Consider the following 259-nt stretch of genomic DNA (forward strand, 5'->3'; position numbering starts at 1 on the left):
AGCCGTCACGTTGGAGCCCACGGCCACGATGTCCGTGCCCGTCTTGGCGAAGCCCAGGTCGCCTGACAGCGACACGAAGTTGGCAATGTCGGCCGAGAAGCCCTTAAGCGTGAACGCCACCGTGTTGGCAGCGATCGCCTGGCTGAACATATAGCTCTGGCTGCCGACGCTGACCTTGGAGCCAGCCGTCACAGCACCGGCCGTGCCGGTGTACTGCACCGCCACCGAGGTGGCCTTGAGGTTGCCCAGGCCGTCGACG

At 65.6% G+C, this 259-nt stretch carries 1 protein-coding gene; it reads right to left on the minus strand.

From position 1 onward, the window contains the following. Positions 1-259 (minus strand): hypothetical protein (locus SM757_RS35320; RefSeq protein WP_322468913.1); only part of this gene is annotated, 259 nt, incomplete at both ends.

Origin of the sequence: Azohydromonas lata (assembly GCF_034427735.1) — a bacterium.
GTDB classification, from domain to species: Bacteria; Pseudomonadota; Gammaproteobacteria; order Burkholderiales; family Burkholderiaceae_C; genus Azohydromonas; species Azohydromonas lata.